Source organism: Pseudoalteromonas sp. SR44-5, assembly GCF_014163675.1.
Lineage (GTDB): Bacteria > Pseudomonadota > Gammaproteobacteria > Enterobacterales > Alteromonadaceae > Pseudoalteromonas > Pseudoalteromonas rhizosphaerae.
Genome location: NZ_JACJDT010000022.1, coordinates 14544 through 38744, shown reverse-complemented (window position 1 = coordinate 38744; position 24201 = coordinate 14544). Strand labels below are relative to the sequence as shown.

28 protein-coding genes are annotated in these 24201 nt (G+C 41.1%); 8 read left to right on the top strand and 20 right to left on the bottom strand.

Features of this window, described 5'->3' with window-relative positions; all coding sequences use genetic code 11:
- Nucleotides 1–11: 11 nt before the first annotated feature.
- The 9 genes from H5154_RS13055 to H5154_RS13015 form a co-directional block, all read right to left on the bottom strand.
- A complete protein-coding gene (locus H5154_RS13055) occupies nt 12–497 on the bottom strand; it encodes a chemotaxis protein CheW (RefSeq protein WP_149980428.1) in 486 nt (161 codons plus the stop codon).
- Nucleotides 494–2581, bottom strand: coding sequence for a chemotaxis protein CheA (locus tag H5154_RS13050; protein ID WP_182718549.1), 2088 nt, complete (start codon nt 2579–2581; stop codon nt 494–496). The genes H5154_RS13055 and H5154_RS13050 overlap by 4 nt, the downstream gene beginning before the upstream one ends.
- Before the next feature lie 15 nt (nt 2582–2596).
- Nucleotides 2597–2959 carry a response regulator gene (locus H5154_RS13045; protein ID WP_145237813.1) on the bottom strand — a complete coding sequence of 121 codons (363 nt, stop codon included), beginning with the start codon at nt 2957–2959 and terminating at the stop codon, nt 2597–2599.
- A gap of 9 nt (nt 2960–2968) precedes the next feature.
- A complete protein-coding gene (locus H5154_RS13040; RefSeq protein WP_149980677.1) occupies nt 2969–3241 on the bottom strand; it encodes a lipid asymmetry maintenance protein MlaB in 273 nt (90 codons plus the stop codon).
- 170 nt (nt 3242–3411) lie between these two features.
- On the bottom strand, nt 3412–4035 hold the full coding sequence (locus tag H5154_RS13035; protein WP_182718548.1) for an SCO family protein: 624 nt from the start codon (nt 4033–4035) through the stop codon (nt 3412–3414).
- Nucleotides 4032–4940: a heme o synthase gene (gene cyoE, locus H5154_RS13030; protein ID WP_182718547.1), complete on the bottom strand. Its 909-nt coding sequence runs from the start codon at nt 4938–4940 to the stop codon at nt 4032–4034. Before cyoE ends, H5154_RS13035 begins: the two co-directional genes overlap by 4 nt.
- 8 nt (nt 4941–4948) lie before the next feature.
- The gene (locus H5154_RS13025; RefSeq protein WP_182718546.1) at nt 4949–5938 is read right to left on the bottom strand and encodes a heme A synthase; all 990 of its coding nucleotides are present in this window, start codon (nt 5936–5938) and stop codon (nt 4949–4951) included.
- Between the two features lie 17 nt (nt 5939–5955).
- Nucleotides 5956–6450 carry a transmembrane cytochrome oxidase associated protein gene (locus H5154_RS13020; protein ID WP_182718545.1) on the bottom strand — a complete coding sequence of 165 codons (495 nt, stop codon included), beginning with the start codon at nt 6448–6450 and terminating at the stop codon, nt 5956–5958.
- The gene (locus H5154_RS13015; protein ID WP_145237798.1) at nt 6447–7187 is read right to left on the bottom strand and encodes an SURF1 family protein; all 741 of its coding nucleotides are present in this window, start codon (nt 7185–7187) and stop codon (nt 6447–6449) included. Before H5154_RS13015 ends, H5154_RS13020 begins: the two co-directional genes overlap by 4 nt.
- A 12-nt stretch (nt 7188–7199) precedes the next feature.
- Here H5154_RS13015 and H5154_RS24045 point away from each other — a divergent pair, with 12 nt between their 5' ends.
- Nucleotides 7200–7514, top strand: a complete 315-nt coding sequence (locus H5154_RS24045; protein ID WP_145237795.1) for a DUF2909 family protein — start codon at nt 7200–7202, stop codon at nt 7512–7514.
- Here the strand turns inward: H5154_RS24045 and H5154_RS13005 are convergent.
- From H5154_RS13005 to H5154_RS12980, 6 genes are all read right to left on the bottom strand, one after another.
- Nucleotides 7414–8289 (bottom strand): cytochrome c oxidase subunit 3, encoded by an 876-nt coding sequence (locus H5154_RS13005; protein WP_182718544.1) that lies wholly within the window; start codon nt 8287–8289, stop codon nt 7414–7416. The two genes, H5154_RS24045 and H5154_RS13005, sit on opposite strands and share 101 nt — an antisense overlap.
- Before the next feature lie 35 nt (nt 8290–8324).
- Nucleotides 8325–8852: a cytochrome c oxidase assembly protein gene (locus H5154_RS13000; RefSeq protein WP_182718543.1), complete on the bottom strand. Its 528-nt coding sequence runs from the start codon at nt 8850–8852 to the stop codon at nt 8325–8327.
- Nucleotides 8852–10450 carry a cytochrome c oxidase subunit I gene (gene ctaD, locus H5154_RS12995; RefSeq protein ID WP_145237784.1) on the bottom strand — a complete coding sequence of 533 codons (1599 nt, stop codon included), beginning with the start codon at nt 10448–10450 and terminating at the stop codon, nt 8852–8854. The genes H5154_RS13000 and ctaD overlap by 1 nt, the downstream gene beginning before the upstream one ends.
- Nucleotides 10450–11592, bottom strand: coding sequence for a cytochrome c oxidase subunit II (gene coxB / locus H5154_RS12990; RefSeq protein ID WP_182718542.1), 1143 nt, complete (start codon nt 11590–11592; stop codon nt 10450–10452). The genes ctaD and coxB overlap by 1 nt, the downstream gene beginning before the upstream one ends.
- A 421-nt stretch (nt 11593–12013) precedes the next feature.
- Nucleotides 12014–12631 (bottom strand): transcriptional repressor LexA, encoded by a 618-nt coding sequence (lexA, locus tag H5154_RS12985; RefSeq protein WP_145237778.1) that lies wholly within the window; start codon nt 12629–12631, stop codon nt 12014–12016.
- Nucleotides 12632–12705: 74 nt separating this feature from the next.
- Nucleotides 12706–13500 carry a hypothetical protein gene (locus H5154_RS12980; protein WP_149980421.1) on the bottom strand — a complete coding sequence of 265 codons (795 nt, stop codon included), beginning with the start codon at nt 13498–13500 and terminating at the stop codon, nt 12706–12708.
- A 121-nt stretch (nt 13501–13621) separates the two neighbouring features.
- Here H5154_RS12980 and H5154_RS12975 point away from each other — a divergent pair, with 121 nt between their 5' ends.
- Entirely contained in the window at nt 13622–14065 is a 444-nt protein-coding gene (locus H5154_RS12975; protein WP_182718541.1) for a PaaI family thioesterase, read from the top strand.
- Here H5154_RS12975 and H5154_RS12970 read toward each other — a convergent pair.
- Nucleotides 14062–14442: a hypothetical protein gene (locus H5154_RS12970; RefSeq protein WP_145242456.1), complete on the bottom strand. Its 381-nt coding sequence runs from the start codon at nt 14440–14442 to the stop codon at nt 14062–14064. The two genes, H5154_RS12975 and H5154_RS12970, sit on opposite strands and share 4 nt — an antisense overlap.
- 167 nt (nt 14443–14609) lie before the next feature.
- On the opposite strand from H5154_RS12970, the gene H5154_RS12965 reads away from it, so the two are divergent.
- Both H5154_RS12965 and H5154_RS12960 read left to right on the top strand, forming a co-directional pair.
- A complete protein-coding gene (locus tag H5154_RS12965) occupies nt 14610–15326 on the top strand; it encodes a hypothetical protein (RefSeq protein WP_182718540.1) in 717 nt (238 codons plus the stop codon).
- A 112-nt stretch (nt 15327–15438) separates the two neighbouring features.
- A complete protein-coding gene (locus tag H5154_RS12960) occupies nt 15439–16092 on the top strand; it encodes an endonuclease (RefSeq protein WP_145242452.1) in 654 nt (217 codons plus the stop codon).
- A 67-nt stretch (nt 16093–16159) separates the two neighbouring features.
- Here H5154_RS12960 and hmpA read toward each other — a convergent pair whose 3' ends face one another.
- A complete protein-coding gene (hmpA, locus tag H5154_RS12955; protein ID WP_182718539.1) occupies nt 16160–17341 on the bottom strand; it encodes an NO-inducible flavohemoprotein in 1182 nt (393 codons plus the stop codon).
- Nucleotides 17342–17351: 10 nt separating this feature from the next.
- Nucleotides 17352–18584 carry an NnrS family protein gene (locus H5154_RS12950; RefSeq protein ID WP_182718538.1) on the bottom strand — a complete coding sequence of 411 codons (1233 nt, stop codon included), beginning with the start codon at nt 18582–18584 and terminating at the stop codon, nt 17352–17354.
- Between the two features lie 166 nt (nt 18585–18750).
- Between H5154_RS12950 and norR the strand changes: the two genes are divergently transcribed.
- Together norR and rsgA are read left to right on the top strand one after the other, a co-directional pair.
- Nucleotides 18751–20319: a nitric oxide reductase transcriptional regulator NorR gene (gene norR, locus H5154_RS12945; protein WP_182718537.1), complete on the top strand. Its 1569-nt coding sequence runs from the start codon at nt 18751–18753 to the stop codon at nt 20317–20319.
- A gap of 234 nt (nt 20320–20553) precedes the next feature.
- Nucleotides 20554–21603, top strand: coding sequence for a ribosome small subunit-dependent GTPase A (gene rsgA / locus H5154_RS12940; RefSeq protein WP_182718536.1), 1050 nt, complete (start codon nt 20554–20556; stop codon nt 21601–21603).
- A gap of 83 nt (nt 21604–21686) precedes the next feature.
- Here rsgA and H5154_RS12935 read toward each other — a convergent pair whose 3' ends face one another.
- Entirely contained in the window at nt 21687–22583 is an 897-nt protein-coding gene (locus H5154_RS12935) for a LysR family transcriptional regulator (RefSeq protein WP_182718535.1), read from the bottom strand.
- A 126-nt stretch (nt 22584–22709) separates the two neighbouring features.
- On the opposite strand from H5154_RS12935, the gene H5154_RS12930 reads away from it, so the two are divergent.
- Nucleotides 22710–23279: an NADPH-dependent FMN reductase gene (locus H5154_RS12930; RefSeq protein WP_145242441.1), complete on the top strand. Its 570-nt coding sequence runs from the start codon at nt 22710–22712 to the stop codon at nt 23277–23279.
- A 5-nt stretch (nt 23280–23284) separates the two neighbouring features.
- Here the strand turns inward: H5154_RS12930 and H5154_RS12925 are convergent, their stop codons facing one another.
- Nucleotides 23285–23731: a TerB family tellurite resistance protein gene (locus H5154_RS12925; RefSeq protein ID WP_145242439.1), complete on the bottom strand. Its 447-nt coding sequence runs from the start codon at nt 23729–23731 to the stop codon at nt 23285–23287.
- A 96-nt stretch (nt 23732–23827) separates the two neighbouring features.
- Between H5154_RS12925 and H5154_RS12920 the strand changes: the two genes are divergently transcribed.
- Nucleotides 23828–24199 carry a hypothetical protein gene (locus H5154_RS12920; protein WP_182718534.1) on the top strand — a complete coding sequence of 124 codons (372 nt, stop codon included), beginning with the start codon at nt 23828–23830 and terminating at the stop codon, nt 24197–24199.
- Nucleotides 24200–24201: the final 2 nt, after the last annotated feature.

Here is a 24201-nt window from a genome sequence, read left to right as displayed (position 1 = left end):
TTAGTATTTGGCTAAATATCCATTGTTTTTTGCAGGTCCAATAACGCGACCATCTTCTCACCGACATTCACTAACCCTGCGATAAATTCAGCATTCTCTGAGCCGCTAAAGTTAGGCACCGTCTTCGCATCTTGCTCTACAATACTGTAAACATCAGATACGGCATCGACTACCATTCCCATAATCTTGCTATTTTGCTCAAAAATTACTTTCACTACGATCACCACTGTTAACGGTCCATAGTCAATCGTCGCTAAGCCAAACCGTAATCTAAGATCTAAAATAGGTACTATGGTGCCACGTAGATTAATCACCCCTTTTACATAATCTGGGGCATTCGGGATCTCGGTGATCTCCTCCCAACTACGAATTTCTTGAACAGTTAAAATATCAACACCGTATTCTTCATCAGCCATAATAAAGGTTAAAAACTGCTTAACTCCTTGGCCCTGTTCAAGCATTATTTTGTTATTTAATTCGCTGTGCGCAGAGATCATGAAGCCTCCAAGTTAGCTTGCGATTCAATAATCAATTCTTGGCTACCGGGTTTTCTTAATCCTGATAATTTAATTAAGCCGCTGATATCGACAATCAACGAAACCCGACCATCCCCTAATATAGTGGCACCTGACACGCCATCTACTTTTTGGTAATTAGCTTCTAAACTTTTAATCACTACTTGTTGCTGTGACAATAAATCATCAACTAACAAACCAATTTTTTGATTATCGCTTTCAACTACCACTAACAAGGTTTTATCAAGCGCTTCTATCGCACCTTGATGATTGAAAATACTGTATAAACGCAAGATAGGAATGTATTCATCACGCAGTCTAAGTACGTCTAAGTCTTTACCCACTCGACTGACTTTATTGATATCAATTTGTAATGATTCAACAATAGATATTAATGGAATAATATAGGTGTGCTTTGCAACCCTCACTAACTGACCATCTAAAATAGCCAGAGTAAGTGGCAAGCGAATAGTAAAGGTAGACCCAACACCTGCAGCAGATGACACTTCAACCGAGCCATTAAGTGATTGGATATTACGCCTGACCACATCCATACCAACACCACGTCCGGATATGTCACTTACCTCATCTGCGGTTGAAAAACCGGGCATAAAAATGAGCTCATTAATTTCATCATCATCTAACTCATCAGCTTCGCTTACGAGCCCATTAGCAACCGCTTTTTGTTTAATCTTTACAGTATTAAGGCCTTGTCCGTCATCCATGATCTCTATAACAATATTGCCACCTTGGTGAAATGCATTAAGTGTGACTGTACCGACTGGGTCTTTACCTGCAGCAAGGCGCTGTTCAACCGTTTCTAGCCCATGATCCAGCGAATTTCGTACTAAGTGCACCATAGGATCTGATATTTTTTCCATTACGGTTTTATCAAGCTCGGTCTGTTCACCTAACAGTTTTAGCTCAACTTGCTTATTCAGTTTTTGCGAAATATCTCGCACCAAACGCGGAAAACGACTAAATACAAAGCTGATTGGCAGCATTCGGATACGCATTACATTTTCTTGTAAATCACGAGTGTTATGGGCCAATTGCGCTAAGCCTTCCTGCAAAGAGGCGATAGTCGCTTCGGTGATCTCTTGTTGACCAATTTGGCTCAACATGGCTTGAGTGATAACCAGCTCTCCAACCATATTGATCAATGAATCAACTTTATCTATGCCTACTCTGATTGAAGTAGATTCTGCAGCTGGAGTGCTTGCTTTGACCGCAGTGCCTTTTTTTATTGGTTTAACCGCAGCAACATTGACAACTGCAGGGGCTGAAGTTGAATTAGAGTTTTCCTCAATTACATCAGGTGTTGTAATTTGCGCATCATCATCAGCAAATAACCCTCCACACAACGCGATGGTAATATCAGCATCATCTTCAACCCACTCAAATATTTCTCGAATCGCACTCTCATCTTTTGCTGTGTTTAAAAAGAATCGCCAAGATAAAAAACAATCGTCGGGACTTAAATCAGCAATGTCAGGGATCTCATTATTGAAAGCTTGAGTCTCTAAATCGCCCAATTCAGCCAACTCACTGATCATATAAAGTGGCTCATTGCCTGTTTTAAATAAATGATGATGTGGTTTAAAATCAATCTGATAGGTGTTTAGCGCAAGTTGAGCGGGGCTAGCAGTGACTTCCAGTTTATTTTGTTCGGCTTGGTTTACTCCTAAAATCTGTTCAAACTTAATTCTCAGTGCAATTGCTTCTTCTAAATTAGGTTCTTGCTCTGCTTGTAAGCCACGAAGTAACTCCCGCAAGCAATCAACAGATTTAAGTAATAGGTTAACATGCTCTGCGGTAAGCTCTCGTTTCCCCTCACGAATTTGATCTAATAGGGTTTCTAGCACATGAGTAAAGTCAGACACAGAGTTAAAACCAAATGTACCACTGCCGCCTTTGATAGAATGCGCAGCACGAAAAATGGTATTGATTGTTTCTAAATCTTCTTCGCCAGGTACTAAGTTTAATAACTCAGCTTCCATCGCATCTAAGCCTTCAAAACTTTCCTCAAAGAAGACTTCAAAAAATTGACTTAAATCTATACTCATACCCCGTCCCCTAGATTAGCGAATTACTTTTTTTAAAACCGCTAATAACTGTTCAGGATTAAAAGGTTTAACTATCCAGCCTGTTGCACCAGCAGCTTTCCCTTCTACTTTTTTGTCCATACCTGATTCTGTTGTTAGCATTAGCAATGGCGTAAATTTATAGTTTGGTAAGGTGCGTAACTCCCTGATCAAAGTAATACCATCCATCACTGGCATGTTTACATCTGAAATAACAGCATCAAAACCTTGTTGTTTTGCGATGCTAAGTGCTTCACTTCCGTCCTTTGCCTCAGTGACATCAAAACCCGCCTTTTTCAGTGTAAAACTCACCATTTGACGCATTGATGCCGAATCATCCACGGCTAAAATTCTTTTCATATGAACCCCTTAATCTACATTTTCAAGTATCAGATATTCACTTAGGCCTAAGCGACTAATGGCATTTTTTAAAGGCTCACTTTGCCCAACCCAAATAATTTTGTGATGGACGCACAGCAAGTGCTTTTGCAGAGCACACAATAGTTGAATAGAGGCAGTATCTACGCGTACAACTTCACTAATGTCTAAACAAACATCATCATTGCGGTGTAATTCTTGTAATAAATCTTGGTGTAAGTTTTCAACTTGGGTGATTGCTAGTTCAGCGGGAAGCTTCATCATATTGTTCGCACTTTCCATGTTTAACCAATTCATAACAAAAGCTTAGACTGAGTTAGTAAAAATGCCATAAATGCGTTGAAAAAAGAGTGAAATTATTTACAGGGGGGATAAAAGAAAAACAAAAAAGGAGCTCATCGCTCCTCGAAAAGAATTAAAGTATACTTATGCTATTAATAATGATCCGCAATCTGTTTAAACTCAGTTATTAATAATTTAGCATTAATTAACGGCACACTGCCTTGTTTAAATTCAGGTTTAAATATGGCTCTTACCGCTCCTTGAGGGTCAACCATCGCAATTGAAGCACTATGGTCAACGGCATATTCTTGCTCATCACTATTGCTAATTGCGTAAATTAAACCTAGCTCTCTAACTAGTGGGAATAAATCTTTATGCTCCCCTGAGACCGCTAAAAAATCAGGATTAAAATAATCAATGTAGGCTTTACGTTTAGCGACTGTATCGCGTTTTGGATCGACCGCTAAAAACCAAATTTGTAATGGGTATTCATCTTTCAACGCTTTATAAACACCATTGAGTTTAGCTAATGTCAGAGGGCAAATATCTGGGCAACTGGTATAACCTAAAAACACTAAATTCCATTGACCTTGCAATGTTTGCTTAGTTACTGGCTGAGCATTTTGATCTTGTAAAGTAAAATCACTCAAAGGTTTGGCTTGTTCATATACCAAAGCTTCAACGTCAGGCATAGCGCTGTCACTACAAGCTGTTAACAGCAATAAACTTAACGCCAACCACACTCTCCCCCCACGCTTAACTGCTAAGCTATTCATATAACGAACCATTTATCTATAAATAAGGCGACAAAGAGTATCATTAAATGAATAATTGAAAAACGGAATAAATCCATTGCTTTATCGTCATTCCCCGCTATTTTTAGTTTTACCGCTTTATAGATGAAAATCCCATTAAGTAATGTCGCAGCAATTAAATAAATGAGCCCCGACATACCAATTAAATAAGGCAATACACATACCAAAGCCAATAAAATAGAGTATGCAACTACACAGGTTTTACAAAAATCAATACCATGAGTGACTGGCAACATGGGGATCTTAGCGCGTTCGTAATCACTTTTGCGAGCAATTGCCAGCGCCCAAAAGTGCGGCGGAGTCCAAGTAAATATGATCATCACTAATAACCAAGGAGCAGCTGCCATATGGCCAGTTTCAGATACCCACCCTAACAACGGCGGCATGGCCCCTGCTAGTCCTCCTATAACAATATTTTGTGGCGTTGCACGCTTTAAAAAGGAGGTATAAATAAACGCATAACCAACTAACGCAAATAAGGTTAATACAGCGGTTAAAGTATTAGCCCAGATCATCAACATAATGAAACCACTCACCCCAATAACAGCGGCAAAACTTAAAGCATGCAGTTTAGATAACCGCCCCTTCGCCACTGGCCGATGGCGTGTACGTGCCATTTTGCTATCTATTTCGCTATCAACCACATGATTGATCACCGCAGCTGCTGCGGATAACAAGCCAATCCCCAGTAAACTAATAAACTGTACGCCAATACCACGACCAACATCGGGTGCCAGCGCTAAACCAACCCATGCTGTTAATACCAACATCGCGACTACTTTAAATTTACTGATCGCTAAATAATCATTTATTAAGCCGCTAATTTGGCTAGGTGCTAACTTTGTTATTGCTATTAATGGTGTCATAACTGCCCCTATGTACGTGCTTTTAAGTAAAAACATAAACGAACGACTGTTAACAATAGTATGGCAGCCATTAAATTATGTGCCAGCGCAACGCCGAGCGGGAAATGCCAGTGCACAACCGCCAAGCCCAAACAAATTTGACACAGCAACGCGACCAATACGGAGACTGTACAATACTTTATTTTTCTCGACACAGCACGGCTATAAATGCGCCACATGATCAGCGCTAATACTACACAGGTAACTAACGCCCACATTCGATGTAATAAATGGATCGACATTCTAGCCTGCTGTGAAAGTACACCATATTCATAAGTACTTTGCTCTAATGGCAACTGAAATACACTACTCAATGAAAACGGCTGTCCGTAACTACACAATGGCAAGCCATTGCAGTGCGGCGCCGCATAATTAGCAGCAAGCCAACCGCCTAGCGCTATTTGCAATACCAACACCACTAATGCGACTAGACTAAGTTTAAAGTAACGCCGAGCTGGGGCGTCGCCGCCAAAAATTGGTTTTGCCGTTAGCCGTAAATACAATAATGTAACCAATGATAAAATACTAAATCCACCTAATAAGTGCCCCAATACAATCAGCGGCTGTAAATTCATGGTGACGGTCCACATCCCTAAAGCCGCTTGAAACACCACCAGTATTAGTAATAGTAAGGGTAATTTAATTGGCGTGGTTGGATATTGACGTTTTAATAAAGCCAATATAAATAACGCTAAAATAAGTAAACCTAACGTGCCGGCAAAATAGCGATGGATCATTTCTTTCCACGCTTTAGCGGTTTCGAACATCATATCTGGGTAGGTTTGCTCTACATGGGCTAAATCAGCCTCATGCTTGGGTACCGTCAAAAAGCCATAGCAACCGGGCCAATCCGGACAACCCAATCCGGCATCACTCAAGCGCGTATAAGCCCCTAAGCCAACAACTAAGATCGATAACATAAAAGTGGCTAATACCAAATGTTTATAGTTTTTATACATAATTGGCACTCCTTAAATTAGCTAGAACGCGAATAGTTAAGTAATTTTTTTAAATCTTTTAACAGTCCTTTTTGAGTCAAACGGTTTTGCTGTGGCTCACTATGGTAAGGATACTGCAAGACCACTAAGCCCATATGATCAATTAGATATAAACTAGCTGGTTGCAGTACATCAACCTCAGGTAACTGACGCCATGGCAGCTCTTTTTGCTGTGTCTGGCCAAGGATGGCTACATCGACTTTACCTTGATTTTTACCAAGAGCGATGTAGAGGTTCTCTAGTGCTTGTAACTGCTGTGCACAAGCTTGTTGGCATTGTGCTGGGTGATTTAAAGCAATAGTCCATTGTTTATGCTCCGTTTTTTTCCAATCTTGTAGTTTTATTTCCTGTTTTAAAAATTCCCCTTTATTACTCGATGCACTAGGTATCCACTCAAGCTTTAACGCCAAATACGCCAGTATTAAAGGCACTAAACAACAGCCAATAAATATTAATAACGGATTGTTTTTCATTGTAATTCCTTCTTTTTAAAAGCAAATACAGCAATAACAAGGCAGGCAATCGCAATCAATAACCATTGCACTGCGTAGGCTTGATGTTTTTCGGGGCTCATCACCACAGCTTGGTAATGCGGCGCAGCAATCTCATCCGCGATACCTTGCCGATAACCAATAAAGTCAATCATGTCGCGACCTGTTTGCTGTGAAAACAATGCTAAATCGATAATTTGTACGCGCTTGGGCCATGCTGTATCCGTCTTGTGTTGTGCATCTTGCAAAGTAAAGCCACTGAGCTTTCCTTGCTTTAATTGCACGGTCATTGCCAAAGGAGTCGATGGTAGGTTTATACTAGGGAGTTGCTGGCGAGTAAGTGGTGCTTTAACCCAACCCAAATTCACCAACAGAGTTTGCTTACTTTGCTGTAAACGCAGCAAGGTAAGTACATCGTAGCCAACCTGACCTTGGTAAACTTGATTATCTAACAACCAATATTGCTGCGTATCTAGCACTCCAGAGATACTTATCTGCAAGCCCGTTTTATTCCAATCACTAGGCAGTTGCTGCATTTGCTGCCAGCTCATTACTCCCTGACTTTGCAGGGCTGCTATTTGTGTTAATTGCTCAGTTTTACTTTCAGCTCGCTGTAATTGCCAATACCCTAGGCGTAAACATACCAATACCACAATGGTTACCACGCAAATGGTAATAATTGAGCTAAGCTTTTGTTTACGCCATAAAATTAACTGCATAAAGGTGACCCAGTGATTATTAAAATTATTATCGTACTGTTGCTACTATTTATACTTTTTAACTTGTTCCGTGCCTTATTTATTATGGTATCGGGTAAAACAGATGGACGGCCTATGTCTCACTATTTAGGCCGTCGTGTGCTGTTTTCTGTTATCGTCTTAGTGGTTGTTATTGCAGCCCTTAAACTAGGTTTCATCCACAGTAACTCATCACCAATTGATAAAGTTACAGCACATATACAAACACAAATAAACACAACCACACCACATCAACAAAATGCCAATACCAAGCTGCGGCTTGAAACGCAAAATGTTTATCTGGGCTAAAGTGGCCCTTTAAAATACGGATCAGCATGACTAATAATAAAATAGTTCCTAAGGTCACATGCATGCCATGAAAGCCGGTTAGTAAAAAGAAAGTATTGCCATATACGCCAGCATCTAAGGTCAGTCCTAAATCCTGATAAGCATGCATATACTCTACGACTTGCAGCCCTAAAAAACAGACCCCTAATACGATTGTCAGTGCCATAAATACTTTTAATGGCCCACGCTTATTGTTCTCCATGCCTACATGAGCAAAATGTAAGGTAACCGACGAGGTTAGTAATATTAATGTGTTGATCAGCGGCAATCCCTGCCAACCCATAGCCTGTGTCGTACTACCACCGGGTGTAGTAACTAATGGCCAGATTGCTTCAAAAGTAGGCCACAGTACCTCATTGGTCATGGCATTATTTCCGGCGCCGCCAAGCCAAGGCACAGAGATCATCCGGGCATAAAAAAGGGCACCGAAAAAAGCCATAAAAAACATTACTTCAGAGAAAATAAACCAGCTCATACCTTGACGAAACGAGCGATCCATTTGTGCTGAATATAAGCCTTGATCAGACTCCTCAATGACATTTTTAAACCAGCGAAATAGCATAAACAGCAACACACCAATTCCTGCGTAAAGTACATAATGGCCAGCACCACCGCCGCTGCTTGCTTGCATTACAGTAAGACCTGCACCAACAGCAATAAAAAACATCGCAAATGCGCCAACTATTGGCCACGGACTTTGCGCGGGAACATAATATTTTTCGTAATTTTTATCCATTTTGTTTGCTCCTAATTAGCTATTAGCTTGGCAACCTAATTACTAGCCACTATCTGCCCGCTAATATCAAACACGGTATAAGACAAAGTTAACTCTTCAACATCTTCAGGTAATTGCGTATCAACATAAAAAAGCAGTTTAAATTCCACTTCTTCACCTGCTTTCAAAAGTTGTTGATCAAAACAAAAGCAAGCCATTTTATGCAAATACTTAGCTGCTTTGCCTGGAGACACCGACGGTACAGCTTGCATGACTTTATCTTCATTACTGGTATTTTTTGCTCTAAACAGCACTTCGCGCATAGCTCCGGGCTTTACTACCACACTATACTCATGTGATTGCACCTCAAATGGCGCTCCACTTTGCGCATGAGTTGTGAAGCTTACGTCGATTTCTCGTGCCTCATTAACACTCGTACTTTGCTTTGCTTGCTCTAACGAAGGCTTACCATTAAGGCCTGTTACATCACAAAAAACGTCGTACAACGGCACCAAAGCAAACGCAAAAGCGAACATGCCAAGACATATTAAAACTAAGCGCTTAAGCAGTGGTGCATGACTCATTACTTAATCTCCGGTGGCGTTTCAAAAGTATGATAAGGCGCAGGAGATGCCACCTCCCATTCCAAACCCTCAGCACCATCCCACACTTTGGCGGGCACTTTATCGCCGCCTCGTGCACACTTAAATACTACAACCACAAATAACAATTGTGATAAACCAAAAGCAAAGCCACCAATACTAATAATCGCGTTAAAGTCTGCAAATTGCAGTGCGTAGTCAGGAATCCGGCGCGGCATACCGGCCAAACCAACAAAGTGCATAGGGAAAAACAATACATTCACGCTCACTAACGACAACCAAAAATGCCATTTAGCCAAGGTGATATTGAACATATTTCCCGTCCATTTTGGCAGCCAATAATACGCCCCGGCCATAATTGAAAATATCGCCCCAGTCACTAACACATAATGAAAATGCGCCACCACAAAATAAGTATCATGGTATTGAAAATCAGCAGGAGTAATCGCCAGCATCAACCCAGAGAAACCACCTAAAGTGAATAACACAATAAACGCAATACTAAATAACATAGGCACTTCAAAACTAATCGAACCACGCCACATGGTGGCTACCCAGTTAAATACTTTGACCCCAGTTGGCACCGATATCAGCATAGTGGCATACATAAAAAATAATTCGCCAGCAACAGGCATACCTGTGGTAAACATATGATGCGCCCAAACTATAAAGCTCAGTAAAGCAATCGAAGATGTGGCATATACCATAGAGGCATAACCAAATAATTTTTTACGTGAAAAGGTCGGCACTATAGTCGAGATAATGCCAAAGGCTGGCAGTATCATAATGTACACTTCAGGGTGACCAAAAAACCAAAATATGTGCTGGAACATCACCGGATCACCGCCCCCAGCAGCATCAAAAAAGCTGGTTGCAAAATACTTATCAGTCAATACCATAGTCACAGCACCGGCCAATACCGGCATCACAGCAATCAATAAAAAAGCGGTGATAAGCCATGTCCACACAAACAGCGGCAGCTTCATCCAAGTCATACCTGGCGCACGTAAATTAACGATAGTTACAATCACATTGATTGCGCCCATAATTGAACTAATACCCATGATGTGAATAGCAAAAACAAATAATGCGGTATTATCGTTACTGTAAGTTGTTGACAGTGGTGCATAAAAAGTCCAGCCAAATGCCGGGCCACCACCTGGCATAAATAGGGATGCCAGTAAAATAATAAAAGCAAAAGGTAAAATCCAAAAGCTCCAATTATTCATCCGTGGTAATGCCATATCTGGTGCGCCAATCATGAGTGGTACCATCCAGTTAGCCAATCCTGTAAAGGCCGGCATAACGGCACCAAAGACCATGATCAAGCCATGTACTGTGGTCATTTGATTAAAAAAGTGAGGCTCTACTAACTGTAAGCCAGGTTGAAATAACTCTGCGCGGATCACCATCGCCATGGCGCCACCAATTAAAAACATCGTCAACGAAAAAATTAAATATAAGCTTCCGATATCTTTATGGTTAGTAGTATAAAGCCAGCGTTTAAAACCTTTCGCAGGATGATGATGTCCATCATGGTGTGCAGCTTGATCATGTTGTTGCTCTGTTACGCTACTCATTATTTAGCCTCCGAAGTTGCATCAATCGCGGCTTGTATCTGACTCGGTTGAATTACATCCCCAGTGTCATTGCCCCATGCATTACGCTTATAGGTGATCACAGCTGCTAGCTGCTTGATTGATAACTGCTTGTCAAATGCTTGCATAGCGGTACCTGGGCGACCATGAAGCACTACATCAATATGATCTTTAATATCTCCTAATACTACCGGACTGCCTTTGAGCGCCGGGAAAACCCCCGGTAAGCCCATACCTGTTGGTTGGTGACACGCAGCGCAACTGGCCATATAGACTTGCTCGCCGAGTGTCATTAATTCTTCTTTTGGTAATGTTTGATCTAATAATGCAGCATCAGCAATTGCAGCGTTTGCTTTTGCCTGCTTAGCTTCGCTCAGCCAGTTTGCAAATGCTTGCTCAGATTTAGCTTCAACCACCACAGGCATAAAGCCATGATCCTTTCCGCATAGTTCTGCACATTGCCCTCGATAAATGCCCTCTTCATTAATTCTGGTCCAAGTTTCATTGATAAACCCAGGGTTAGCATCTTTTTTCACTGCAAAATCAGGCACCCACCAAGAATGAATAACGTCGTCTGAGGTCATTAAAAATCGTACTTTTTGATTAATTGGCAACACCAAAGGTTTATCAACCTCTAGTAAATAGGTGCTTGATTTATCTGCTTGGTTGGTAATTTGTTCTTGCGGGGTAGCTAAAATAGAGTAAAAAGAAACATCTTCTCCCATATACTCATAATGCCACTTCCATTGAGAACCAGTAATTTTAATGGTGAGATCAGCCTTACTGGCGTCTTCCATCGAAATTAAGGTTTTAGTGGCGGGAACAGCCATGGCAATTAAAATCACAAATGGGATTGCCGTCCAAAGGATTTCAACTTTAGTACTTTCATGAAATTGGGCTGGTTTTGCCCCTTTAGATTTACGGTGGTGGATCAGTGCCCAAAACATCACGGCGAACACGATGACCCCAATCACACAACATATAATAAATATTGTCATGTGCAGCTGATAAACATCATTACTTATATCTGTTACGCCCTTACGCATATTAAACTGGCTATTAGCCAATACTTGCTGCGGTAGAACAAACAATATAAGCCACAAGGTAGAGCTCAATTTACCCATGTGACGGCTCCTTTAAATGCTATTGCAAAACGCAAAGCGAAAAGGCGGCACAGCTTTATTCGCGCCAATTCGTTATTTTTTATTGTTACTGAATATTAACGCAACCCTAAATTATGCTATTGAGCAAAATTGTTAGACTTTTAAAGTAGCTGTTAACACAGTGTATTAACCAATTAGTTAAAAAATGAACAATTAGCAAGTTTTAAGAGCAATTAAATTCTTTTTTGGTGCATAAATAACAGCTAAAAATCAGCGCGTTATTTTGTAATTAGGGATAATATTAGAGGGCTAAAAGTAGCTGGTAAGTAGATTTGATAGGGCTTAGGACGCTATAGCTAAGTATAAAATCTAGCCATTAAAGCGGTAAAAAATTAAATGCACCAAACTTCACCAATTTGGTGCAAAATATAGATCAAAAAATTTACATCCAATCAGCGTTGCGGATCACCCCAACAGCCAACCCTTCAATATTGAAAGATTCATGTTCAAGATCCACTTCAATCGGTGAAAATTCATCATTTTCAGCATGTAAAAAAACTTTTTTACCTGCTTTTTCAAGGCGTTTTACTGTTACATCGTCATCAACACGGGCAACCACCACTTGGCCATTTTCAGCAACTTGAGTGCTGTGTACTGCCAATAAATCGCCATCCATAATACCAATGTCTTTCATACTCATGCCTTGCACACGCAGTAAAAAATCAGCAGCCGGTTTAAACAAGAGTGGATCTATTTTGCAATGACTTTCAACATGCTGCTCTGCCAAAATAGGCTCACCAGCGGCAACTCTGCCTATTAGAGGTAAACCAAGTTGTTCCGGCTCATCCTCTTCAACTAACTGAATACCTCGACTAGCACCGGGCTTCATTTTAATAACGCCCTTTTTCGCTAATGCCTTTAAATGTTCTTCCGCTGCATTAGCACTTTTAAAACCTAACGTTTGCGCAATCTCAGCACGGGTTGGCGGCATACCGGTATCTTTAATAAAAACTTTAATAAGTTCGAGAATTTGAGCTTGGCGATTCGTTAATGGGCGCATACAACTGGTTTTCCATACAGTACATTTAACTGTGAGTATATACAGTTATCTGAAAATCGCAAATATAAATTGGCTTAAAATCGCGCCGTTAATAACAAGCTCATACTATTTAAACCACTTCCAGAATCAAGCGCAGATCCAAGACCAAACTTTAATGCTACATGTTGATTAAACCAATATTGCGTTTGCAGTTCATAGTTGTCTTTTAGATTTTTCTGATTCCGAATATTGGCAACGACTCCCACTGACCATGCTTGATTTACATAATAAACCGCCTGCCCCTGCACATAACGATAACGCCCTGCCAATTGCTTTAGCTCTAAATCCCAACCTTGATTGCTAACTATATTTGTCCAACGAACATAAGGAGCATAAGTCCATTCAACCGCGACTCTTTCATTATCTTTGCCAAACCACATATCATGGCGCTCTAAGCGACTGTAATATACATTGAACCCTAGTTGTAACTGTTCATTCATTTGCTTACCAACAGCGGCACTCACTAAATAATCAGTATTTTGCCAATAGCTATTATCCTCACAGAGGCGCTGCGCGCTGGCACTAATAACTAATCCTGCGGGACCATAGATGGCAGCATCGGCATTTAAATAGCTAAAATCATCATTAGCAAACCCACCAATAGCATAATTATTGACTTGATTTAAATACGCTTTTAGCTCGTATGGACCAGTCAAAGATTCAAGATCTTGCGCAAAATATCGATACCGTGCGCCTAAAAAAGATTCATCTAAACCAGCTAAATCGGTAAAACCAATATCGAGTTGATGTTGGGTACTAGCAACAGCCTGCGGCTGAGCAACAAGGCTCATTAATAATATTGCACCACATCCAAATACCTTTACTTTCATCCTTAAGATCCATTAACAGTTAGATAATATAGGTACATTTTATCTATTTTTATGATCTTAACTGTAGGAAAATGTTTAAAAGTGTAGACTGATTTAGTAAATAACTTAGTGAGGTAGACAGATGAGTATTTGGTATCAACCGATCACCCTAGCACAATGTAAGCAACTTGATGACGGCATAAGTGGTCAAGGCACATTGATGAAAACCATGGGCATTGAAATAAGTGAAATAGGCGATGATTATTTAGTAGCAACGATGCCCGCGATCCCAGCTCATCATAACCCTATGGGTATGGTGCATGGCGGCGCAAATGTTGTACTTGCAGAAACGGTGGCGAGTTATGCTGCAAACTTTGCTGTTGATTTTACAAAGTTTTATTGTGTTGGCCAGGAGATCAATGCCAATCATCTAAAAGCATCACGTAATGGTATATTAACCGCGATAGCAGCACCACTACACTTAGGCAAGCGTACATCCGTATGGGAAATAAAAATCACCAATAGTCGTGGAGAACTGTGCTGCGTATCAAGAATGACCGCAGCAATTGTAGAGCGAAAAGGCTAACTTGAAAGTGGATAAATTGTAATTTCAATACCTGCGCCAATAGCAGAAATACGCAATAAAGTATCGGCACTGAGCGCTTGATTAAAGCATTTTGGCGAAGTGCCTGATTCAAAGCCAATATCAAAGGTGCGCTTTGAGCATGATAACCACTGCTTTAATGCATTGCGTGAGCAAGATTCAATTAACTCACATAAGTGGTTAATCGCTTTATCTGGTGAGATAACGTCTTCATTAGACTCAATACGTGCTAGTTGACGGTACTCATCTTTATCGTAATGCAAAACCACAGCACTTTTTTTTAAGTCTGCAACTAACAAACTAATATCTTGCTTTGATTCAAGCTCTAGATCTACATTTAAAAATTGAATTTCCGACATTGTTTCATTTTTACCCTGCGTTAATAACAACGCAAACTTTAACCTAATTTTGCGTATATACCAAATCTAGAGTAGCTAGTTTTATTTTGTTGATGCGACAATTTGCCACATTGGCAAACTCAATATAATTTATAGAATACCGCACTAATAACAAACAGGTAGTCACTATGGATAAACGCATTTTTAAACATGCGCGTAAGTTTCACAAATGGTTAGGTTACTTATTAGCGCTACAAATTTTTGCATGGTTACTCGGTGGTTTAATTATGAGTGCTATACCGCTTGAAAAAGTTCACGGTAAACATTTAGCTGCGCGGCAATTAAATAACCCATTCAAACAAGCTGATTATCTAGCCTCAGTTGATAATATCGTTGCAAAAATTACTCAACCAAGACAAATTAGTTATAGTCACTTTTTAACAATCCCTACCATTATTGTGAGCAACAGTAACGGTGAGTACAGCTTTAACGGAGTTACTGGCCGTCCTTTGGTAGCACCGAGTAAAGCGCAAATTATTGCCAATGCCCAAGCTCATCTATTAATCAATGCGCAAGTAACAGACGTGATCAAACTAGCTAAAGGTACTAGCGAAGTTGGCTTTAAAGAAAATATTTGGCAAGTAAATTTTGACGATACGTTTAACACCACACTATATTTATCCGCTGATAGCGGCCAAGTTATTACTGTTCGCAGCACAATTTGGCGAATTTTCGATTTTTTCTGGATGTTACACATAATGGACTATGAGCAACGTGAAGATTTTAATAACCCATTATTAATAAGTTTTGCAGCCAGTAGCGTATTGTTTTGTTTAACTGGCTTTATTTTATTACTACAGAATATCCGTTTTAGAAAACGTACTTCCCGTCGCCCAAGTAGCTAACCTTACCTTAGAGATGAGTTAAAATTCCCACTACATCACACAGTTAAGCGATTTACTTTTTGAATAATCGCTCTAAACTAGCGCTTCCTGTAGTTCACTAAAGTGATTGGATATGCCGCATTTAATTATTGCGCTGGTATTGTGTTGTGTGAGTTTTAACCTTTATGCAGAACAATTCACCAGTTTTTACAGCGCAAAAAAACACCTCATCAAAACCCTTCCTGATAACGCCACCAGCCTCTATTGTGGCTGTAATATTAAACGCCAAGGTAAAAAACTGGTGCCCGACCCAAATGCATGTGGTTATGTGCCTCGCAATGCGGTTACTCGTTCAGGCAAACCAAATGCGCGCGCAACTCGGATTGAGTGGGAACATATTGTGTCTGCATGGGAATTTGGTCACCAGCTACAATGCTGGCAAGATGGCGGCCGAAAAAATTGCATTAAAGTCAGTGCGCAATTTCGGAAAATGGAAGCTGATATAAATAATCTCGCTCCGGCAATTGGTGAAATAAACGCAGACCGATCTAATTACAGCTTTGGCATGATTGCAGGTAATGCAAGCCAATATGGTCGCTGCCAGGTAAAGGTAGATTTTAAACAGCGTGTGGTAGAGCCGCCCTTTTATGCACGAAAACGCATTGCCGATGCTTATTTTTATATGCAAAAAACCTATGGTTTAAAAATTTCCGACAAGCAACAAAAATTATTTACCGCATGGCAAAACCAAGCTTTAGCAGCGAAAAATAGCAATGCTGTACTTTAAGTAGCCAAAACCATAAAAAAGGCGCATTTCGCGCCTTTTCACTTAAAACCTGCATTTAGTTTCGTCATTAAATATCTTGATGTGGGCCAAACACCTCGTAGTGAATACGCTCAGCAGCGACTCCTAATACGAGTAATTGCTGTTTAATTGCAGCCATAAACCCCGTTGGGCCACAGATGTAGAAATCACCTTCTTCAAGCGGTAGCTGCTCAGCAACAGCGCTGACATTCATCAATCCAGTAAACTCAGCTCCCTCGCCACCTTGATTAAACCAAGTGTAGTAATTTAATCGAGTATGCGCCGCGGCTTGCTCCGCCAAAAACTGACTAAATGAATGCTGCAGGATATTTTCACAGGCGTGTAAATAGGTGACCGCTTGATTCGATGTATCACATAATAATGTTTGTAACATTGCCAGCATCGGTGTTTGACCAACGCCCGCAGAAATTAATACCACAGGTTTTTTATTTGCGCGTAAAAAGAAGTCTCCAGCCGGTGGATAAAGCTCCACAACGCTGCCCACATCAAGTGAGTGCAAATAATTAGATACAATCCCCGCTGCTGGCAATAACTCTTTTTTCACGCTAATACGGTAATTTTCACCATTACTTTGCTGAGAAATAGAGTATTGGCGTATCTCACTATACTGTGTATAAGCTGGTTTTACTTTGATACCTAAATACTGCCCTGGTTTATGAGTCATTACCGCTTTACCATCGACTGGCACTAAAGTAAAACTGGTTACTAACTCTGATTCAGGCTGTTTTTTAGCAATAACAAATGCTCTAGTACCCGACCAGCCACCGTGGTTATTTTTACTGTGCTCGTATAGCGCCGCTTCTTCGGTAATACAAATATCAGCAAGTAGTGCGTAAGCCTCACGCCATGCATATTCAACTTCAGCTGTAAATTGCTCAGGGAGCAATTCTTTTAAAGTGCCAATCAGGTGTCCGCCAACTATTGGATAATGCTCAGGTAAAATATGCATGCTGGTATGCTTATGATTAATGCGTGCCAGCGCCTCTTTTAATACGGCTAAATTATCAATATTTTGAGCATACGCAGCCAAGGCATTAAATAATGCAAATTGCTGACGGCCACTACGTTGATTGGCCATATTAAAAATATCCTGCAGCTCAGGGTTATGACTAAACAGCCGGTTATAAAAATGCTCCGTGACAACGGTGCCCGCCTGCGCCAATAAAGGCGCTGTGCTTTTTACTATTTCAATGGTTTTATCAGATAACATACAACTTCCTTTAACCACGACGCCCATCAACACGACGCCGCGTTAAAATAGGAATACAGTGGAATAAGAACAATAAAAATGCCACGATCCACAGTACAGCACTCAGCTGCCATGCGATGTGTGGCCCAATAACAACAGGTAATAACGAACGAATAATTGCTGCAATAAACACTAAAGCAAACGCCACAGCCATAAAGTGAGGAATAGTTAAAGGGCGGCCAGTATGACCATGAGATACCCGCGTCATCATCGCTAAGATCATCATGCCAATCGTACCTATAGTGATCATATGCAGCGCGTCTTTAAACAAAATAACCGAGCTGTAAAAACTCAGCGCAAGCAATACTAAACCAAGCCCAAGAGCTAGATAAGAGAAGTGCAACGACCATAACAGTGGTACTTTGAGTATTTGATTATTCCACCACAACAATGAGCGACTTAAATGCACTACAGCAACAACAGCCAATGCCCAACCAGGATTAACGCTTGCTATAAATAATTGGCTGATAAAATAAAGCGTGACAGCAAACAATGAGCTGTAAAGCAGCACTTTATCTAAACGAGGAGTACGCACTTGCTCCGCTAAACCAAGACCACGAGCAGTAAAAAAAGGTAATACCCGCCCAGCCACCACACCGACAAGTAAGGTCATTACTAGTACTGCGGTATCGGCGACTGCCAATGCAAGTAGCATGTTTTGTTGTATTGCTAAGCATAAATAAATAATATTGAGCACACACAATGCGCTTAGCATCAGTAAAAATTGGTAGTTATTTTTATTGCCAGCTTTAAGGAGCATATTAGCCAGCGCCATAACTGCACCTAACCACCAAAGCAATTGGAACAATAACACCGCATATAAACTAAAGTTTTCAATACCTGCACTGGTAATAAAAAACGCAACACGAGCTGCTAGCCACACTAGGGTTAGCAACATCAATTTACGACCATTAATACTCGCAACCCCGCTCCAAGTTTGTGCTGCGGTTAATAAAAACCCCACAGCTACAGCGCCTGCAAAGCCAAACATCATTTCATGGGCATGCCAAAGTGTTGCTGGCATAGTCAATTGCCATCTGGCATGGCCTGTTAAAATGAGTAACCAATAACTAATCGACAAAACGGCCAATAAGCCAGCTCCTAAAAAGTAGGGCCGAAATGCTAACATCCATAACGGCCATTGACTGACTTGATAAAAACGCATTTTTTTGGGCATTGGTTCGGTTAAATTGATTGCTCGCATCAGCGTATTAGACTCATCTATCTAGGTATTTATAACACGCTATTGCACAAGCCGAGCCAAGATTTAAACTGCTTATTATTCAACATATTAACTATTTTGCTATTGACAAAAAAGTCTTTATGACTCACCTTTAAATAAGATAAAAACACATTGGAGTCATTTTGACATGGTAGATAAACAAAGCTTACTTAATGTCGCCCTTGTGCTTGCTAAAGTGAGCGACCAAAAGCAGCCTTTTCAGCAGTTAATTCAGTGTATCAAACAAGTAATACCCAGTGACGCTATTGCACTGCTTACCTTACAAGGCGATGTGTTAAAACCACAAGCTATTCATGGACTGACGCCTGACACCCTAGGACGACGCTTTGTAATAAACGAGCATCCACGTTTACATGCCATTTGCAACGCTAAGCAACCATTACAGTTTGCCCATGATTGCCCAATTCCTGATCCGTACGACGGTTTACTATCGAGCAAAGCTGGCGATATTCCTGTTCATGCTTGCTTAGGCATCCCTCTACTTGATAGCGACGATAACTTACTCGGGGTGATCACCCTCGACAGTCTCGATGCAAATGCATTCGACAGTTTTGACCTTGAGCTATTTACTCAACTAGGTACGCTTTGCACCGCGCATTTGCATACTGTATTAAAACTGCAGCAATATCAAAACCACGCGCAACATAGTAGCGCTTTAGTGCAAGAGCTAAACCGCGAAGCGCTTACCCGCGATGGTGCAGAGATCATCGGCCAAAGCACGGCCATGCAAGCCCTTCGAAGCGATATAAAACTAGTGGCGGCTTCTGAGTTTAGTGTCTTGATCCAAGGTGATACCGGGGTAGGTAAAGAGCTAGTAGCACGCAATATCCATCTTCATTCAAAGCGTAGCGAAATGCCGTTAATTCACTTGAATTGTGCATCATTACCAGAGAACCTCGCCGAAAGTGAATTTTTTGGCCACGCCAAAGGCGCATTTACCGGCGCCCATAATGCACGTCAAGGCAAGTTTCAGCTGGCTGATGGTGGCACCTTATTTTTAGATGAAATTGGTGAACTACCACTTGCCATGCAAAGTAAACTATTGCGCGTCTTACAAAGTGGTGAAATCCAAACGGTTGGTGAAGATGAAGTAAAATACGTCGATGTAAGGGTTATTGCGGCTACAAACAGGCATTTAAAAAACGAAGTCGCTCAAGGGCGTTTTCGAGCCGATTTATATCATCGGTTAAGTGTTTACCCGCTCAACGTTGCGCCACTTAAACAACGCGAAAACGATGTAATTTTACTTGCAGGTTACTTTGTTGAAAGAACAGCCCGTAAGCTAGCTATCAAACAACTCAAACTCAGCGTCGAAACGCAACTACTACTCACTCAATATGACTGGCCGGGAAATGTGCGAGAACTTGAGCATGTGATCAGCCGTGCAGCATTAAAAGCCAAACAAAGCCAGTGGCAGCAAGCAATAATTACTATTGAACCTGCTCATTGTGAACTTAACCTAAGTACAAATAACCCAACGCCTGTCGCATTAACAACTGCCGATAACAATAACATAAATAAACAAAATTTCTCGCTCAAACAAGCAACGGATACATTTACTCAGCATTTAATCAGCCAACAGCTAGAACAACATAATTACAACTGGGCCAGTGCAGCACGAACATTAAAAGTTGATCGCGCTAACTTAGTGCGATTAGCCAAACGTCTTGGTATTACAGTAAAAAAATCTATTTAATGTGTATTTTATTCACCCAAACTTGGCTATAGTGCCAACTGGTGTAAAACCACAATAAACATCTAAACAGGAGATATTTGATGATTGTATTAAACCCCCTTGCTGGGCAAGTAAGTGCTTAATTTTATTTTTTAATATTAAGTTTTGCCCGGCCATTAGCCGGGGCGCTGTTGATAGCTAAAATTTAACAGCAAACCCCTTTGTTATTTTTACTCTTTGCAGTAATGGGGTTATATGAATACTAATTTAAGTTTAAGCCAACTGGGTTGGCGCGCATTTTTCCAACAACAACTTACGCTCAATGATTTAGAGCACACACTGATTGCACGGATCATTACCTACCATCGCGACCACTTTGTTGTACAGAGTGAGCAGGGTTGCCACAAGGTATTGGTAAATTCAGATCATCCCCCCTTAACTGTGGGTGACTGGATATTACTTACGCAACACAACGAACACTGGCTGTTTACCCGATTGCTTGAGCGCTTAACATTGCTCAGTCGCAAAAGTGCGGGAAGTAAATTAAGTGAACAGCTTATTGGCGCTAATATTGATACTTTGTTTATTGTCAGCTCGCATAATCAAGATTTCAATCTAAGCCGCTTTGAACGCTACTTAGCGTTAGCATATCAAAGTGAGTGTTTACCCGTTGTTGTACTGACCAAACGCGATCAATGTGCAGCACCAGAGCAACATATAGCACAACTAACAGCGCTTGATAATCACTTAACCGTGCTGTCTGTTAATGCATTAGAGCGTGGCAGTGTTGAGCAATTAATGCCATGGTGCGGCAAAGGTCAAACATTAGCTTTTGTTGGGTCTTCGGGTGTAGGTAAATCCAGCTTAGTTAATAGCTTATGTGAACAGCAGCTAAGTGACACTGGTGCAATTCGCGAGGACGACAGCAAAGGTCGCCACACCACGACTCATCGAGCATTGCATGTTCTTAACGTAGGAGCGCTGTTACTCGATACTCCCGGCATACGAGAGCTGCAACTAAGTGACTGTCAACAAGGTGTAGAGCTTACTTTTAACGATATAAGTGAACTGGCGCAGCAGTGTCGATTTGCCGATTGTAGTCATCGGCTAGAACCCGGTTGTCAGGTGCTAGCTGCGTTACAAAAAGGCTTATTAACGCAGCGGCGTATCACTAATTATCAAAAACTGTTAAAAGAGCAGCAACGCAATACTCAGAGCCTTGCGCAATTACGTAGCCAAGATAGAAGCTTAGGTCGGTTTTATCGTAACGTACAAGCAGACATGCGTAATTTAAAAGGACGTTAATTAATTTTTCTCAGTCGTTAAACAAAACGTGGCTAAATACTGTTTAGCCACGTTTTTGCTGATAGAAAGATTAACCAGCTAAATTACGCGAGCTTATGCTCCTTAAAATACGCTTTTAAAAGCTGACTGAACGCCTGTACCTTAGCTGTTCGGTGCACTAAGTGATGGGTTACTAGCCATAAATCCGTTGGCCAACTCAGTTCATCCGCTAGTATTGGTACTAAATCAGCATACTGCGCCGCCACGTCATGCTGCATCCCGCCAATTCCCAAGCCTTTAACAACCGCACGGGTTGCTTCTGAGGTTTCAGAAACCCGCAGCTTCACTTGCTCTGTGGGAATATTTTCATCAACCCAAACAAAATAAGGCACTTTGCCATTATAGCCGGCCACCCCCGAAACAAAATTATGCAACGGCAATTGCTTAATACTTTTTGGCACGCCATGCTTATCAATATAACGCTTTGATGCATAAAATCCTGACGACAAATGCGCCAAATGCTGGGCGATATAATCACCTTCATCAGGACGAGGACCTGCGCGTACCGCTATATGTGCTTGGCCGTGGTCAAGACGTAACCGGTTTTGATCTAATATAACTTCCAGCTGCACTTGCGGATGTAGGCTTTGAAACTGCTCGCACACGTCACTTAACACATCTATAAAACCACTGACCGTTGTAAGCAATAAACTACCACGCAAAGTACTATCTGCGGCAATAATATCATTGTGTAAGCGTTCAAGTTCACTATTAATAGACTGCGCTGCTGTAAAGAGTTTAGCGCCAATCTCAGTTACTTTATAACCCCGGGCATGACGATGAAATAAACGTGCATTTAAACTTTGCTCTAGGTTATTAATGCGCCTAAGTACCGTACTGTGATGGACGTTGAGCTTTTCAGCCGCCGCTGTTAACGTTCCTAACCGCGCAACTTCATAGGCTACTTTTACATCTTGCCAGTCATCAAATTGAATCGCCATACCTGCCCTTAACCTTAAGTGTGCGTATATGCACATAAGTTTTGCGTTTATTTGGCTTTTCTGCAAGTAAATATTTGCTAAAGTAGTTAACAGGCAAACCCAACTACGTTATTGAAGGCGACCACCATGACAGCACCAAAAATTATTGCCTTAGCAGGCAGCTTACGTAAAGACAGCTTTAACCAAAAATTGATCAATGAAGCAGCCCGCTTTGCATTAGAAAGCGGTGCAGAAGTTGAAGTAATTAAACTGGCAGATCTAAACTTACCCATGTTTGACGAAGACGTTGAAGCGCAAGGCACACCAGTAGGCGCTCAGTTATTAAAAGACAAACTACGCGCTGCAGATGGCATCTTACTTGCGAGCCCTGAATATAACGGTTCAATTACGGCGGTACTAAAAAATGCCATTGATTGGGCATCACGTACTGAGCAAGGCGCAGTTCCAGCATTTCGTAACAAGGTAACGGCTTTATACGCCTCATCACCGGGAGGCTTAGGTGGCTTGCGTGGTCTAAATCACGTTCGCGATATTTTATCGGGTATCGGCAGCTTGGTATTGGCAGATCAACTTGCCGTACCTGCAATTCACACTTTGCTTGATGAAAATGGCCGCATTAGTGACCCTGTGACAGCAGAACGAATTGCAGGCCTTGCTCAGCAGCTCGTCAGCGTTGCCAGCAAATTAAATAAATAAACCGCTTAAGAAAGCTTTGTCGCTGCTAACTTGGCAGCGATAAAATCCTCATGCGCGACATACAACAAGTTAGAAACACGGCGAATTACATACTCTTCTTGCGGATCTAACTCACCATCGGCATACGCTAAGCGCCATAGCAGCTCTATAATTTCAATGCGTTGCTCTGCGCTGCATTGATCATTAATTTGTTTAGAAAACTGAAAGTAATCAATCGCGTCATCCAAACTTTTTCCTGCGCTTTGCATTAGCTCACTAACGTCTTCATCACTCAAATTAAAATACTTTTTTAAAGTCAGAGATAACGTTTTCAATTCATCGTCTTGCTGCTCGCGATCAGCACGCATTACTTCAATCAATAATGCCGCTACAGCCGTTTTCAAATCATGCTCTTGCAGCTGAGCTGGTTGCTCATCAAAAGCTGAAAATAGTTGTTTTATTTGTTTGAACATCACATTTTCCCTTTTTGGGTGTTAGACTTACAGCATAACTCGTTGCATCACTGTAATTAAATAGTGCGCTCAATACAATAATGGAGTTAAAGGTTTATGAAAGGAAAAACAGCAAATAGGCTAGTAATTATCAGTGCACTGGCACTATTAATAGGCAGTAATGCGGTATTAGCAGATAAAGGTGAAACCGAAAAACTCTATGACTTCGATGAAAAAGTCCATTATTACCAAACAAAATTAGACGCAAATAACTATCATCTAGAAATTCAATCTGACGACTATCAGCACTTTAAAAATCAAAGTGTATTTTTATTGCGCCATGCTGACCGTTTATGCCGTGGTAATCCGTTTATGCTAAAAGTGACTGATGGTGTACAAGAGTATGATCGTTTCCCAACCAAACCCCGCGCCTATCAGCCACCTTTAACGGTATTACTACAATGTGAGACAAAGCCCAGCAAAGACTAATC

Coding starts and splice junctions, on each gene's coding strand:
- H5154_RS13055 (WP_149980428.1), bottom strand. CDS start 497: ATGATCTCTGCGCACAGCGAATTAAATAACAAAATAATGCTTGAACAG.
- H5154_RS13050 (WP_182718549.1), bottom strand. CDS start 2,581: ATGAGTATAGATTTAAGTCAATTTTTTGAAGTCTTCTTTGAGGAAAGT.
- H5154_RS13045 (WP_145237813.1), bottom strand. CDS start 2,959: ATGAAAAGAATTTTAGCCGTGGATGATTCGGCATCAATGCGTCAAATG.
- H5154_RS13040 (WP_149980677.1), bottom strand. CDS start 3,241: ATGATGAAGCTTCCCGCTGAACTAGCAATCACCCAAGTTGAAAACTTA.
- H5154_RS13035 (WP_182718548.1), bottom strand. CDS start 4,035: ATGAATAGCTTAGCAGTTAAGCGTGGGGGGAGAGTGTGGTTGGCGTTA.
- cyoE (WP_182718547.1), bottom strand. CDS start 4,940: ATGACACCATTAATAGCAATAACAAAGTTAGCACCTAGCCAAATTAGC.
- H5154_RS13025 (WP_182718546.1), bottom strand. CDS start 5,938: ATGTATAAAAACTATAAACATTTGGTATTAGCCACTTTTATGTTATCG.
- H5154_RS13020 (WP_182718545.1), bottom strand. CDS start 6,450: ATGAAAAACAATCCGTTATTAATATTTATTGGCTGTTGTTTAGTGCCT.
- H5154_RS13015 (WP_145237798.1), bottom strand. CDS start 7,187: ATGCAGTTAATTTTATGGCGTAAACAAAAGCTTAGCTCAATTATTACC.
- H5154_RS13005 (WP_182718544.1), bottom strand. CDS start 8,289: ATGGATAAAAATTACGAAAAATATTATGTTCCCGCGCAAAGTCCGTGG.
- H5154_RS13000 (WP_182718543.1), bottom strand. CDS start 8,852: ATGAGTCATGCACCACTGCTTAAGCGCTTAGTTTTAATATGTCTTGGC.
- ctaD (WP_145237784.1), bottom strand. CDS start 10,450: ATGAGTAGCGTAACAGAGCAACAACATGATCAAGCTGCACACCATGAT.
- coxB (WP_182718542.1), bottom strand. CDS start 11,592: ATGGGTAAATTGAGCTCTACCTTGTGGCTTATATTGTTTGTTCTACCG.
- lexA (WP_145237778.1), bottom strand. CDS start 12,631: ATGCGCCCATTAACGAATCGCCAAGCTCAAATTCTCGAACTTATTAAA.
- H5154_RS12980 (WP_149980421.1), bottom strand. CDS start 13,500: ATGAAAGTAAAGGTATTTGGATGTGGTGCAATATTATTAATGAGCCTT.
- H5154_RS12975 (WP_182718541.1), top strand. CDS start 13,622: ATGAGTATTTGGTATCAACCGATCACCCTAGCACAATGTAAGCAACTT.
- H5154_RS12970 (WP_145242456.1), bottom strand. CDS start 14,442: ATGTCGGAAATTCAATTTTTAAATGTAGATCTAGAGCTTGAATCAAAG.
- H5154_RS12965 (WP_182718540.1), top strand. CDS start 14,610: ATGGATAAACGCATTTTTAAACATGCGCGTAAGTTTCACAAATGGTTA.
- H5154_RS12960 (WP_145242452.1), top strand. CDS start 15,439: ATGCCGCATTTAATTATTGCGCTGGTATTGTGTTGTGTGAGTTTTAAC.
- hmpA (WP_182718539.1), bottom strand. CDS start 17,341: ATGTTATCTGATAAAACCATTGAAATAGTAAAAAGCACAGCGCCTTTA.
- H5154_RS12950 (WP_182718538.1), bottom strand. CDS start 18,584: ATGCGAGCAATCAATTTAACCGAACCAATGCCCAAAAAAATGCGTTTT.
- norR (WP_182718537.1), top strand. CDS start 18,751: ATGGTAGATAAACAAAGCTTACTTAATGTCGCCCTTGTGCTTGCTAAA.
- rsgA (WP_182718536.1), top strand. CDS start 20,554: ATGAATACTAATTTAAGTTTAAGCCAACTGGGTTGGCGCGCATTTTTC.
- H5154_RS12935 (WP_182718535.1), bottom strand. CDS start 22,583: ATGGCGATTCAATTTGATGACTGGCAAGATGTAAAAGTAGCCTATGAA.
- H5154_RS12930 (WP_145242441.1), top strand. CDS start 22,710: ATGACAGCACCAAAAATTATTGCCTTAGCAGGCAGCTTACGTAAAGAC.
- H5154_RS12925 (WP_145242439.1), bottom strand. CDS start 23,731: ATGTTCAAACAAATAAAACAACTATTTTCAGCTTTTGATGAGCAACCA.
- H5154_RS12920 (WP_182718534.1), top strand. CDS start 23,828: ATGAAAGGAAAAACAGCAAATAGGCTAGTAATTATCAGTGCACTGGCA.